This is a genomic window from Streptomyces vietnamensis (genome assembly GCF_000830005.1).
In the GTDB taxonomy this organism is placed as follows: domain Bacteria; phylum Actinomycetota; class Actinomycetes; order Streptomycetales; family Streptomycetaceae; genus Streptomyces; species Streptomyces vietnamensis.
The window spans coordinates 7283708-7295997 of record NZ_CP010407.1 but is presented as its reverse complement, the minus strand read 5'-3'; the positions used below and the strand labels follow the sequence as shown (position 1 = coordinate 7295997).

The window sequence follows — 12290 nt, the reverse complement described above, 5'->3', positions numbered from 1 at the left end:
GGGTAGTCGCGCGCCGAGGCGAGGAGGAGCCCGAGATGAAGATCCTCACGATGGGTGTCGAGGAGGAGTTCGTCCTGGTCGACCGGGCGACGAGGGCCCCGGTCAACCGGGCGCCGGAGGTCATCCGGCGGGCGGGCCGCGAGCTCGGCCCACAGCTCCAGACCGAGTTCTTCAACGCACAGGTCGAGATCTGCACGCGGGCCACGGCGAGCCGCCGGGACCTGCGCGACGAGCTCTCCCGGCTGCGCGCGACGGTGGGCGCGGCGGCCCGGGACGTGCACTGCGTGCCGATCGCCTCCGGCACTCCCGTACTGCCGCCCGAGGAGCCCCTGACGGTGACCGACACCGAGCGGTACCGGCTGATGGCCCGCCGCTTCGCCTCCCTCGTCACCCGCCCGGACGGAATCGCCCGCGACGACGGGCTCGTCTGCGGATGCCACATCCACGTCGGCACCCTCGACCGCGGACGCGCCCTCGCGCTCGCCCAGCACATGCGGCCCTGGCTGCCCGTGCTCCAGGCGCTGGCCGCGAACTCGCCCTACGCCCGCGGGTACGACACCGGCTACCAGAGCCGGCGCGCCGTCGAGCACGCGAGGTGGCCGACCGTCGGCCCGACGCCGATGCTCGACGAGCCCCGGTACCTCGCCCATGTGGCGCGCCTGGTCGAGGACGGGACGCTCCTGGACGACCGCATGGTGTACTGGCACGCCCGGCCCTCGGAGCACGTGCCGACCCTGGAGATCCGGGTCGCCGACACCAACGCCGACCTGGACACGGTGGTGCTGCTCGCGATCCTGGTCCGCGGTCTCGCCGCCACGCTGCTGGACCGCGTCGACGCCCGCGTCCCCCCGCCGCCGGTACCCGACCCGATCCTGCTCCGGGCCCATCGGCTCGCCGCCGTCCAGGGCATCACGGGGAACGGTCTCGATCCGGTCGACGGCCGGGAGCGGCCCGCCGCGGAACTCCTCGAAGCCCTCCTCGTCCTCGCCCAGCCCGGCCTCGACTCCGCCGGCGACACCGACTGGGCCTGGGAGCAGTGGGAGCGGATCCGCGCGGACGGCGGCGGCGCCGCGCGTCAGCGCGCGGTCTTCCTCCGGCACCGCCGGTTCGGCGCGGTGGTCGACGCGCTGGCCGCCGCCACGACGGGGAGCTGACCGGCGTGGGTCACGCCGTCCCGCTCGCCCCGGCGCCCGGCCGCGGGGACTCCGCGGGCACCCTGCGGATGTGCCGTCTTCCCGGCGTGTACGCGCCCCAGGCGGACACCGCGCTCCTGGCGGCCCGGCTGCGGCGCGAGGAGCTGCGGCCCGGGATGCGCTCGCTCGACCTGTGCACGGGCACCGGCGTCCTCGCGGTCCTCGCCGCCCTGCGGGGCGCGCGGGCCACCGCCGTCGACATCTCGCGCGCCGCGATCGCCGCCTCCCGGCTCAACGCGCTGTTGCACGGCTGCCGGATCCGGACGCTGCGCGGCGACCTGGACGCGCCGGTGGCGCGCGAACGCTTCGACCTCGTCACCGTGAACCCGCCCTACGTACCCAGCGAGGACCCGGGGGCTCCCGTGCGCGGCGCGCGGCGGAGCTGGGACGCCGGCACCGACGGCCGGCTGCTCCTGGACCGCGTCTGCGCACGGGCCCCGGGCCTCCTGGCGCCGTCCGGGGTCCTGCTCCTCGTCCAGTCCTCGCTCTCCGGGGTCGCCGCCACCCTCGACGCGCTCGCGCGCGGCGGGCTGCGGGCCCGTGTCGTCGAGCGGCGCACCGAGCCGTTCGGGCCCGTGATGGCGGCCCGGGCGGACTGGTTCGCGGCCCGGGGGCTGATCCCTCCGGGCGCGGGTGCCGAGGAGCTCGTGGTGATCCGCGCCTGCCGGGCGTGATTCGGAACCGGGAGCCGGGGCAGTCGCGACGTACCGACGCGGTCCGAGCCGATGGGTGGTGTGGGTGATGTCTGCTTCCCCGAACGAGAGCGCCCCGCGAGTGAGGGTCCCGGAGGCCGGCGGCGCCGCCGGCCTCGGGAGCGTCCGGCCCCGGACGTCCCCGCCACGGTTCCGTCCGCTCCCCGAGGGTCCGCTGCTCGTGGAGGGACCCGCGGAGATCGTCATGCCGGACGGGTCGGTGATCCTCTGCGAGCGGCCCGTGATGGCGCTCTGCACGTGCCGGCGGAGCCTGCGGGCGCCGTTCTGCGACACGAGCCACCGTCCGCGCCTCCGGGACCCCCGCCCGCGAGGTGCTCGGCGCGCACCGCGGGACCCGGCCGAGGAGGCGGAGACGTCATGACCCTGCTCACTCCGGACGTCGCGGCCCAGCCGGAGGCCCCCGAGGCCCGCGGCGAGGTCTCCCGGGGGGTCCGGAACCGGCTGCTCGGCGGCGGCCCCGGCGATCTGCCCCGGGCCGCCGACATCGCGCGCTGTTCACCGTACGGGGAGGATCTCCAGCTCGCCCTCCACCTCTGCTACGAGCTCTGTTACCGGGGCTTCGCGGGCGTCCCCGACACCCTGGAGTGGGATCCCGACCTGCTCAGGGTCCGGGCCCTGCTCGAGCACCGCTTCGAGAGCGCGCTGCGCCACGACTGCCGCCACCGCCCGAACGTCGACGAGGCGCTGGCCGTCCTGCTCATGGAGCCGGTCGACGGCACGGGCGTCTCCCATTTCCTGATGTCCTCGGGCGAGTCGTGGCACCTGCGCGAGTACGTCGCGCTGCGCTCCGTGCACCAGTTGCGGGAGGCCGATCCGCACCTGTGGGTGGTCCCCCGGCTGCGGGGCCGCGCCAAGGCGGCGATGGTGGCCGTCGAGTACGACGAGTACGGGTGCGGGCGGGCGGAACGGATGCACTCCCGGCTCTACGCGGAGCTGATGGCCGACCTGGGGCTCGACCCCGCCTACGGCCGCCATGTGGACATGGCCGGCGCCGAGGTCCTCGCGGCCTCGAACCTCATGTCGCTGTTCGGCCTGCACCGGAGGCTGCGCGGGGCGCTCGTGGGGCACTTCGCCGCCCTGGAGACGGCCTCGCCGCCCGCCGCCTCCCGCATCGCCGCGGCGATGCGCAGGACCGGCGCGGGACCGGCCGCGGAGCGGTACTACGAGGAGCACGTGGAGGCCGACGCCGTCCACGAGCAGCTCGTGCGCCGCGAGGTCGTCGGCGGCCTCCTCGACGACGAACCGGACCTCGCTCCGGACGTCTCCTTCGGCATCGCCGCGACCTGCCTCCTGGAGGAGCGGCTCGGTGACCGGGTGATGGACGCCTGGTCGCGGGGCGAGAGCGCCCTGCGCGCGCCCCTGCCGCGGCCGTGAGGACCGGCCCGGCCTTCCGGTCCGCCGGTGGTCGGATCCGCCCGTGACAGGTCCGCCGGTGCCAGATCCCCCGGTGCCAGATCCCTCGGTGCCAAGTCCGTCGGTGTCAGGTCCGTGCCGCCCGGGTGCGCAGCGCACGGGCCGTGACCAGTGCCGCACCGGCCGCCGCCGACAGCAGGAGGCGGTGCCGTGCCGCCACGGTGTACGGCGACCGGTCGGCGGCCTCCTGGTCGAAGGAGCCGTGGGTGCCGTAGTCCCGGCCCCGGGGGCCGTCGAGGGGCTCCCACAGGTTGTGCGGGGCCACGGCCCGTGCGCGCTCGTCGGTCTGCTGGGCGTCGTATCCGGTACGGGCGAGGTAGCGGTCCAGGAGGGCGGGGGCGAGCCGGTGCGCGAGCACGGTGCCGGCCGTGGAGGCCCCCACCCGGTACTCCGCGCGGCGCGGATGGCGGGCGGCGTACACCACGGCGCGGGCCGCCACCTCCGGCTGGTAGACCGGCGCCACGGGGCGCGGGCGGCGGGGCAGCCGCGAGAGGGCCCAGGAGAACTGCGGGGTGTTGAGGGCGGGGAGCTGGACGACGGTGACGGCCACGTCGCTGCGCTCGTGCCGGAGCTCCATCCGGACGGCGGCGGTGAAGCCGTTGATCGCGTGCTTGGCCCCGCAGTAGGCCGCCTGGAGGGGTACGGACGCCTCGCCGAGCGCGGAGCCGACCTGGACGACGACTCCGGAGCCGCGCGGGCGCATGCGCCGGAGGGCGGTCCGCGTGCCGTTGACGCAGCCGAGGTAGGTCACCGTGGTGACCCGCGCGTACTCGTCGGCCGTGACGTCCGGGAAGCGGGCGAAGACCGAGGTGAAGGCGGAGTTCACCCAGACGTCGATGGGGCCGAGGACCTTCTCGACGCGTTCGGCGGCCTCCTCCACCCGAGTGGCCAGGGCCATGTCCACCGGTATCACGAGGGCCCGTCCGCCGGCCTCCTCGACCTCGGCCGCCGCGGCGTCCAGACCGCGGCGGCCGCGGGCGAGCAGCGCGACGCTCGCGCCCTGCTCGCCGAAGGCGCGGGCGACGGCGCGGCCCACCCCGGCGCTCGCGCCGGTGACGACGACGGTCCGGCCGGCCATCGGCGGCCGCGCGCGCCGGTGCGCGTGGAGGACGAACAGGCCCTCCACGAAGGTCCCGAGGGCGGGGCCCTCGTGCCGGCGGCGGGGGGCGTGCCGGGCACGTCGCGCGGGCGTCATCGGCGTGCGGGTGTCATCGGCGTGCGGGGACCATCGGTGTGCGGGGATCATCGGTGTGCGGGACTCAGGAGTCCGCGGAGACCGTTCCGACGAGGTCGCCCACCTGCGGGTCGGGCATCGCGCGGGCGACGTCCGCCTGGGCGATGATGCCGACGAGGACGTGGTGGTCGATGACGGGGACCCGCCGGATCCGGTGCTCGCTCATGACGCTCATCACCTGCTCCGCGCTGTCGTCCGCGCCGACGGTGACGATCTCGTCCTGGGCGAGCTCGCCGGCCGTGCACCGCGCCGGGTCCTTGCCCTGGGCGATGCACTTCACGACGATGTCGCGGTCGGTGAGCATGCCCATCAGCTTCTCGTCGGGGCCGCAGATCGGGAGCGCCCCGACGCCGAGGTCGGCCATCTTCCGTGCGGCGTCGACGAGGGTCTCGGACCAGCGGACGCAGGTCGCTTCCGGGGTCATGATGTCTCGTGCGGTGGTCATGGCCATCACCTGTCGTGTCACTCGGGTCGTGGTGCTGTCTCACGGCGCGGCTGCCCGGTTCCGACGCCGTCAATCGCGGACGGGCGGGGGCGGTGCGAGCGGGGCGGGCCCCCGGCGGGAAGGGGATCCGCCGGGGGCCCTGTACGGCCGCGTGTGCGCGTGGCCCGCGGATTCTCGTACGGACCTCGTACAGCCCGCGTGCGCACGAACCGCTCGTTGTCGTACGGTCCCTCCGTCCGGCCTAGGAAGCGCGCCGCTTCGTCGCGTCGCGGGTCTTCTCGGTCGCCTCGTGGACCTTCTCCATGGCCTCGCGGGCCTTGCCCTTCGCCTGGTCGGTCTTGCCCTCCGCCTCCATCCGCCGGTCGCCCGCCGCCTTCCCCACGGCCTCCTTCGCCTTCCCCTTGCCCTTCTCCATCCCACTCTTGCGCATGGGTCGAGCTCCTTCCTCTCTCGTCATGCCGGCTTCCCGCCGCCGTCGAGGACGTCGACGATCGCCGCGGCGAAGGCGTCGAGGTCGGCCGGTCGGCGGGAGGTGATGAGGGGGTGACCCGCCGAGCTGTCGACCACGACCTCCCGGTCCAGCCAGGTTCCGCCCGCGTTCTCCAGATCGGGTCGGAGGGAGGGGTACGAGGTCAGTTCGCGGTCCCGGGCCAGGCCGCTGTCCACGAGGAGCCACGGTCCGTGGCAGATCGCGGCCACCGGTTTTCCGGCCTCGGCGAAGGCGGAGACGAGGCGTCGTGCCTCGTCGTCGGTCCGCAGCCGGTCGGCGTTGAGCGTGCCGCCCGGCACGATCACGGCGTCGAAGCCGTCCGCCGTCGCCCGTTCCAGGGTCGTGTCGGGCTGGACGACGGCGCCGGGGTGCCGGTCGCCGACGAGGGTCCGGACGGGCGCGTCCTCCTGCGCGGCGACGGTGACCCGGGCGCCGTTCTCCCTCAGGGCGTCCACCGGCTTGCGCAGCTCGTCCTGTTCCGTCCCGTAGTTCGTCGTGAGGACGAGCACGTTCTTTCCGTCGAGCTTTCCGTCGGACGACACGATGCGTTTCCTCTCAGACGTCGCTCCCCCGTCACTTCTGCGGCTCACCCGCCTGCGCCGCCTCAAACGTCACAGGTGCCCTCGCATGTTCTCCGGGAAAGGGGGCACGCGCGCTGGTACCGAATTTCCCGAGCCGGAACCAGTCGGCCGGCCGGGCCCCGCAGGCAGCGGAGGTGCAGCCGTGATTCCCCTACTTCTCGTTCTGCTCGTGATCCTGTTGCTGTTCGGCACGGGATTCGCCGTCCATGTGCTCTGGTGGGTCGCCATTGCCGTGCTGGTCCTGTGGCTGCTCGGCTTCCTGATGAGGAGCGGCAGCGGCCGCTGGTACCGCTGGTGAGCGGAGCCGCAGCCCAGAGACGCCACCGCCGCCCCGGATGTTCCGGGGCGGCGGTGCGCGTGTCCGGGCCGGGGCCCGGCTCCTCACCCGTCCGTCCGTGATCGCGCCGCCCGGCGCCGCGCCCAGCGCACGACGAGGGTCAGCAGGGTGACCAGGGTCAGCACCCACACGGCGGCGAACGCCCAGATGAGCGCCCGCGCCTCGGTGGCGACCGCGAGAACGAGCAGGGCGAGGGTCGTGGCGCCGAGCGCCGCGACGCCGAGGAAGGGAAGGTGCCGGCGGGCCCGGGCGATCGAGGGCACGGGCAGGCGCGGGGCCCGTCGCATCGTGCGCAGGCTGCGCGCGAGCGACGCCTCCTGCTGGTTCAGCTGCTCCTCGATCTCCGCCAGAACGCGCCGCTCGTGCGCCGAGAGCCGGGCCTCGTCCATCGCGGACACCTCCTCCCGATCCCTGCGCGCCGACAGGGGCGCGTCGTGTCTCTACGGTTTCCCCGGGGATTCGTGTCAAACCGCCACAAGACGGGCATCCTTTCCTCAGGATGCTCGACCGACGGACCCCCGCCGCCGCTCCGAATACCGCGACGCAGGGCCCATCGCCCCCCGTCGAAGGAGCACGCATGTCCACCGCCGGAGAACGCTCCGACACCACGCTCACCACCGCCGCCGTCCCCGGCCCGGGGCCCGACACCACGGGCGCCACGACCCGGCGGGCGGCACTGGACGGTATCCCCGAGCCGGCCTGCCCGACCGCCGTCTCCACGGACGACGCCCGAACCCTGTCCGTCGCACTGTTCGCACGACTCCGGGCCCTGGAGGAGGGGACCCCCGAGTACGCGTACGTCCGCAACACGCTGATCGAACTCAACCTCAGCCTCGTCAAGTTCGCCGCCCGGAGGTTCCGGAACCGCGCCGAGCCCACCGAGGACATCATCCAGGTCGGCACGATCGGCCTGATCAAGGCCATCGACCGCTTCGACCCCGACCGCACCGTCGACTTCTCCGCCTTCGCCCTCCCCACCATCGTGGGCGAGATGAAGCGGTTCTTCCGGGACACCAGCTGGGCGGTACGGGTTCCCCGCCGGCTCCAGGAGCTGCGGATCGACCTCGCGAAGGCGGCCGACGTCCTGGAACAGCGCCTCGGCCGCCGCCCCACCCGGGCGGAACTGGCCGCGGAGCTGCACCTCACGGAGGAGGAGGTCTCCGAGGGCCAGCTCGCGGCCCACGGTTACGCGGCCCGGTCCCTGGACGTCCCCGCCGGTGACGAGGAGTCCACCCCCGGCGCGGGCGCCCGTCACCTGTCCAGCTCGGAGCCCTCGTACGAGCTGATCGAGTCGCTGACGGCGCTGCGGCCGCTGCTCGCCCGGCTCGACGACCGCGACCGGCGCATCCTGGAGCTCCGCTTCGGCGAAGAGCTCACCCAGGCGGAGATAGGCCACCGGATCGGCCTCTCCCAGATGCACGTCTCGCGCCTCCTCACCCGCATCCTCGGCGAACTCAAGGACGACCTCCTCGGGGAGGGCACCGCGGCGGGCGACTGACCACCGAATCGTCGGGCCGTCCGAGGAGTGGCCGAGGGGATCCGGGGCAGCCGCCACCACGTGGTGAAGCAGCACGGCAACGACGAAGCCGACGGCTCCCAGGAATCGCCCGAGGAGTCGATGGACGAGGTGGCGACCAGGATCCCGGACGAGGTCGGAGAGGCGGGCCGGCGCCTGCGCAGCGGCGCGGCGCGGTTCGGGAAGGATGCACCGACCGACCGGGAGCCGCCGCCCGACGGGGGGAACGAGGCCGGGGCCGACCACACCTAGGGACGTCGCCCGGGGACGGGAGCGGGCGAAAAGGCAGGAACGAGGTAGGAGCTTCCGGCCACGGAGGGATCCGGCGGGAGGGCCCGGAGGCGTCCGGAGCCCGAGATACGCGGAACCGTACGCGAGGAGGCGGGTGAGCCCCATGGAGACTCCGAGCCGGACGGGAGAGGCGAGGACTTCACGGGCGGACCGTCTCCTGGTGGTGAGCCGCCACGGCGGACGTCCCGGGACCGTCGTCCTCGCGCTCGACGGCGAGCTCGACCACGACACGGTGGAACCCCTGCGGAACGCGCTGCGGGAGTACGCGGGGGCCATGCGCGTCGTCGTCGACTGCGCGGGACTGCGGTTCTGCGACTCGACCGGTCTGAACGTGCTCCTGCGGACACGGCTGCGGCTGCTCCCCGAAGGGGGGCACCTGGATCTGGCCGGGCTGCGGCCGCCGGTACGCCGGATCTTCGAGATCACCGGAGCCCTGAAGGTCTTCCGGGCGTACGCCGACGTCGACGCCGCGCTCGCGGACACCGGCGCCGGGGACTGACCACCGGGGAGCCGCCGCACCGCGCGGTTCCCCGGACCGCGGGGGGGTAGCAGCAGCGTATGACCGGCCCACGCGTACGGCGTGCGTCCGCCCGTCTCCGCCGCTATGAGCTGGCAGAGGGTGCCGGAGTGGTGCGCGAGTGCCGTGACCTCGCCCAGCGGGCACTGAGCGAATGGTTCGGGTCCGCCGGACAGCCCGGCCTGATCGCCGTCGAGGACGCCCTGCTGCTGGTCTCCGAGGTCGTCACCAACGCCTTCGTCCACGGAGGCGTCCCGTACGAACTGGGGCTCGACCGCACCGACGGCCGGCTGTGGGTCCAGGTCAGCGACACGAACCCGGTACGGCCCCGGCCCCACGGGCGGCACCACGCCGGCGCCCCCTCCGGACACGGGCTCTACCTGCTCGAACGGCTCGCGGCGGCCTGGGGCTGCGTCCCCCGGGCCCGCGGCAAGGCCGTCTGGTTCGAGGTGGAGGTGACGGGCCGCCCCGACGTGCCCGATGCGACCTAGAGTGGAGTGGTATGCGGGACCCCGTGCACCCCGCGCCCGGGCCCGTGGCACTCACCCTGTGCGAGGTCGTTCATGACAGAGCACGGTTCCACCCCGGACGCGGCGGTACCGCAGACGGAACTCGGCGAGGACGGCCTCGGACAGCTGCTCGCCGGGCTCACCGCCGTACGGGAGGGAGACCTGTCCGTCCGGCTCCCCGTCGCCGCGGACGGCATCCTCGGCGAGATCGCCGGCGTCTACAACGACATGGTCGGCCACCTCTCGCTGGTCACCTCCGAGGTCACCCGGGTCGCCGACGAGGTCGGCGCCCAGGGGCTGCTCGGCGGCCGGATCCGCGAACCCCGGTCGCGCGGGGTGTGGCGCGAGCTGACCTCCGGCGTCAACACGATGGCCGACAACCTCACCTCCCAGGTCCGGTCCATCGCCCAGGTCGCCACGGCCGTCGCCGGTGGAGACCTCACGCGGAAGATCCGGGTGGACGCGAGCGGCGAGATCCTGGAGCTGAAGGAGACCATCAACACGATGGTCGACCGACTGTCCTCGTTCGCCGAGGAGGTCACCCGCGTCGCCCGCGAGGTCGGCACCGAGGGCAAACTCGGCGGCCAGGCCACCGTCCACGGCGTCTCCGGCACCTGGAAGGACCTCACCGACAACGTCAACTCCATGGCCGACAACCTCACCAACCAGGTGCGGAACATCGCCCAGGTCACCACCTCCGTCGCCCAGGGCGATCTGACCAGCCGGATCGACGTCTCGGCGCGCGGCGAGATCCTCGAACTCAAGACCACCATCAACACGATGGTCGACCAGCTGTCCTCGTTCGCCGCCGAGGTCACCCGCGTCGCCCGCGAGGTCGGCACCGAGGGCAAACTCGGCGGCCAGGCCGAGGTGGAGGGCGTCTCCGGCACCTGGAAACGGCTCACCGAGAACGTCAACGAACTCGCCGGGAACCTGACCCGCCAGGTCCGCGCCATCGCCGAGGTCACCAGCGCCGTCGCCGAGGGCGACCTCACCCGCTCGATCACCGTCGACGCCCCCGGCGAGGTCAGGGACCTGCGCGACAACATCAACTCGATGGTCGAGTCGCTGCGCGCCACGACCCGGGCCAACGAGGAGCAGGACTGGCTCCAGACCACCCTCGCCCGGATCACGGGCCTTCTGCAGGGCACCCGGAGCCTGCCCGAGCTCGCCGAGCTGATCATGGCCGAGGTGCCGCCGCTGGTCGGCGCCCAGTACGGGGCCTTCTTCCTCGCCACGGACGGCGAGAAGGGCACCGAGCTCGTCATGACCGCGGCCTACGGCTCCCCCGACGACCCGGACGACCCGCCGCGCCGCTTCCGGCTCGGCCAGTCCCTCGTCGGGCAGGCCGCCCAGGACCGGTGCGCCCTCGTGGTCGAGCACGTGCCCGCCGGATACTCCACCATCGCCTCCGGGGTGGGCTCCGCCGACCCGGGCGTGCTGATCGTCCTGCCCGTCGTGGTCGAGGAACAGGTGCTCGGCGCGGTCGAGTTGGCCTCGCTTCGCCCCTTCACGCCCCTGCGGCGGGAGTTCCTCGACCGGTTCGTGGTCAGCGCGGGGGCCGTGCTCAGTTCGCTCGTCGCCAACCTCCGCACCGACGCGCTGCTCGACCAGTCGCGTCAGCTGGCCGACGAACTCAGGTCACGCACACAGGAGTTGCAGAACCGGCAGCAGGAACTCCAGCGTTCCAACGCCGAGCTGAAGGAGAAGGCGGCGCTTCTGGCCGAGCGCAACAGGGACATCGAGTCGAAGAACCTGGTCATCGAGCAGGCGCGCCAGGAGCTGGAGGCCCGGGCCCAGCAGCTGTCCCGTACCTCCATGTACAAGTCCGAGTTCCTCGCGAACATGAGCCACGAACTGCGCACCCCGCTCAACAGCCTGCTCATCCTCGCGCGGTTGCTCAGCCAGAACGCCGAGGGGAACCTGACGGAGAAGCAGGTCGACTACGCCGAGGTCATCCACTCCGCCGGCTCCGACCTCCTCCAGCTGATCAACGACATCCTCGACCTGTCGAAGGTCGAGGCCGGCAAGATGGAAGTCCGACAGGAGCCGTTCCGCCTGCGTCAGCTGACGGAGTACCTGGAGGTGACCTTCGGCCCGGTCGCCGACGAGCGGCACCTGCAGTTCACCGTCACCCTGGCGGACGACCTGCCCGAGACGCTGACCGGCGACGAGGCACGCATCCGCCAGATCCTGCGCAACCTCCTGTCCAACGCGCTGAAGTTCACCGACGAGGGCGGGGTGTCGCTCACCGTCGAGCTCGCGTCCTCCGCCGAGACGCCGCCGAGCCTGGCCGGGACCGGGCCCGTCCTGGCCTTCCGGGTCACCGACACCGGCATCGGCATCCCCGCCGAACAGCTCCGGCACGTCTTCCAGGCCTTCCAGCAGGGCGACGGCACGGCCGCCCGGCGCTACGGGGGCACCGGTCTCGGACTGTCGATCAGCCGGGAGGTGGCGGGCCTCCTCGGCGGGACCATCCAGGCGCGGAGCATCGCGGGCCACGGCAGCACCTTCACGTTCTACCTGCCGGTGCCGCTGCCCGCGGAGCTCGCCGCGCCCGGTACGGCCTCCACCGCCCGGCCCCGGACCGCCGTCGGCCCCTCCTCCGCAGGCCGGCCGAACGGGGCCGGACCACCGGACGGGCTCGCGGGCCGGACGGTCCTCGTGGTGGACGACGACCCCCGCAACGTGTTCGCCCTCACCGAGGTCCTCGAGGGGAACGGGCTGCGCGTCCTCACGGCCGACGGCGGCCGTGCCGGTCTCGACGCGCTCGCCGCGCACGACGAGATCGCGCTCGTGCTGATGGACATCATGATGGCCGGGATGGACGGCTACTCGGCCATCAAGGCCATCAGACGGCTGCCGGACCGTGCGGATCTCCCCGTCATCGTGGTCACCGCGAAGGCGATGCCCGGCGACCGCGCCCGGGCCCTGGCGGCGGGTGCCGACGACTACGTGGCGAAGCCGGTCGACGAGGCGGAACTGACCGACAAGATCCGTTCCTGGCTCGCCGACTGAGCGGTTCAGTCGGTTGAGCGGTTCAGCCGACCG

General features: G+C 73.5%; 15 protein-coding genes. 10 read left to right on the top strand and 5 right to left on the bottom strand.

The window, feature by feature from the left end; genetic code table 11:
• The first annotated feature begins 35 nt into the window (after positions 1-35).
• The 4 genes from SVTN_RS32655 to SVTN_RS32640 all read left to right on the top strand — a co-directional run bounded on the left by SVTN_RS32655 (position 36) and on the right by SVTN_RS32640 (position 3280).
• The gene (locus SVTN_RS32655; RefSeq protein ID WP_041132316.1) at positions 36-1154 is read left to right on the top strand and encodes a carboxylate-amine ligase; all 1119 of its coding nucleotides are present in this window, start codon (positions 36-38) and stop codon (positions 1152-1154) included.
• A gap of 5 nt (positions 1155-1159) precedes the next feature.
• Complete coding sequence (locus SVTN_RS32650; protein ID WP_425429029.1) at positions 1160-1867, top strand: HemK2/MTQ2 family protein methyltransferase; 708 nt, start codon at positions 1160-1162, stop codon at positions 1865-1867.
• Positions 1868-1934: 67 nt separating this feature from the next.
• Positions 1935-2267, top strand: coding sequence for a CDGSH iron-sulfur domain-containing protein (locus SVTN_RS46440; protein WP_078908596.1), 333 nt, complete (start codon positions 1935-1937; stop codon positions 2265-2267).
• Complete coding sequence (locus tag SVTN_RS32640; protein WP_041132315.1) at positions 2264-3280, top strand: iron-containing redox enzyme family protein; 1017 nt, start codon at positions 2264-2266, stop codon at positions 3278-3280. Before SVTN_RS46440 ends, SVTN_RS32640 begins: the two co-directional genes overlap by 4 nt.
• A gap of 106 nt (positions 3281-3386) precedes the next feature.
• On the opposite strand, the gene SVTN_RS32635 is transcribed toward SVTN_RS32640, so the two are convergent.
• The 4 genes from SVTN_RS32635 to SVTN_RS32620 form a co-directional block, all read right to left on the bottom strand.
• Complete coding sequence (locus tag SVTN_RS32635) at positions 3387-4397, bottom strand: SDR family oxidoreductase (RefSeq protein WP_041134478.1); 1011 nt, start codon at positions 4395-4397, stop codon at positions 3387-3389.
• Positions 4398-4578: 181 nt separating this feature from the next.
• A complete protein-coding gene (locus SVTN_RS32630; protein WP_041132314.1) occupies positions 4579-4998 on the bottom strand; it encodes a CBS domain-containing protein in 420 nt (139 codons plus the stop codon).
• A gap of 241 nt (positions 4999-5239) precedes the next feature.
• The gene (locus SVTN_RS32625; protein ID WP_041132313.1) at positions 5240-5428 is read right to left on the bottom strand and encodes a CsbD family protein; all 189 of its coding nucleotides are present in this window, start codon (positions 5426-5428) and stop codon (positions 5240-5242) included.
• Between the two features lie 23 nt (positions 5429-5451).
• On the bottom strand, positions 5452-6030 hold the full coding sequence (locus SVTN_RS32620; RefSeq protein ID WP_041132312.1) for a type 1 glutamine amidotransferase domain-containing protein: 579 nt from the start codon (positions 6028-6030) through the stop codon (positions 5452-5454).
• Between the two features lie 181 nt (positions 6031-6211).
• Here SVTN_RS32620 and SVTN_RS32615 point away from each other — a divergent pair, with 181 nt between their 5' ends.
• Positions 6212-6367, top strand: coding sequence for a hypothetical protein (locus tag SVTN_RS32615; protein ID WP_041132311.1), 156 nt, complete (start codon positions 6212-6214; stop codon positions 6365-6367).
• 83 nt (positions 6368-6450) lie between these two features.
• Here SVTN_RS32615 and SVTN_RS32610 read toward each other — a convergent pair whose 3' ends face one another.
• Entirely contained in the window at positions 6451-6795 is a 345-nt protein-coding gene (locus tag SVTN_RS32610) for a DUF3040 domain-containing protein (RefSeq protein WP_052499423.1), read from the bottom strand.
• A gap of 188 nt (positions 6796-6983) precedes the next feature.
• On the opposite strand from SVTN_RS32610, the gene SVTN_RS32605 reads away from it, so the two are divergent.
• From SVTN_RS32605 to SVTN_RS32585, 5 genes are all read left to right on the top strand, one after another.
• Complete coding sequence (locus SVTN_RS32605) at positions 6984-7904, top strand: SigB/SigF/SigG family RNA polymerase sigma factor (protein ID WP_041132310.1); 921 nt, start codon at positions 6984-6986, stop codon at positions 7902-7904.
• A gap of 27 nt (positions 7905-7931) precedes the next feature.
• Complete coding sequence (locus SVTN_RS43375; RefSeq protein ID WP_041132309.1) at positions 7932-8174, top strand: hypothetical protein; 243 nt, start codon at positions 7932-7934, stop codon at positions 8172-8174.
• A 142-nt stretch (positions 8175-8316) separates the two neighbouring features.
• Entirely contained in the window at positions 8317-8712 is a 396-nt protein-coding gene (locus tag SVTN_RS32595; protein WP_041132308.1) for an STAS domain-containing protein, read from the top strand.
• A gap of 59 nt (positions 8713-8771) precedes the next feature.
• On the top strand, positions 8772-9221 hold the full coding sequence (locus tag SVTN_RS32590) for an ATP-binding protein (RefSeq protein ID WP_041132307.1): 450 nt from the start codon (positions 8772-8774) through the stop codon (positions 9219-9221).
• A 72-nt stretch (positions 9222-9293) separates the two neighbouring features.
• Positions 9294-12257 (top strand): hybrid sensor histidine kinase/response regulator, encoded by a 2964-nt coding sequence (locus SVTN_RS32585; protein ID WP_041132306.1) that lies wholly within the window; start codon positions 9294-9296, stop codon positions 12255-12257.
• Positions 12258-12290: the final 33 nt, after the last annotated feature.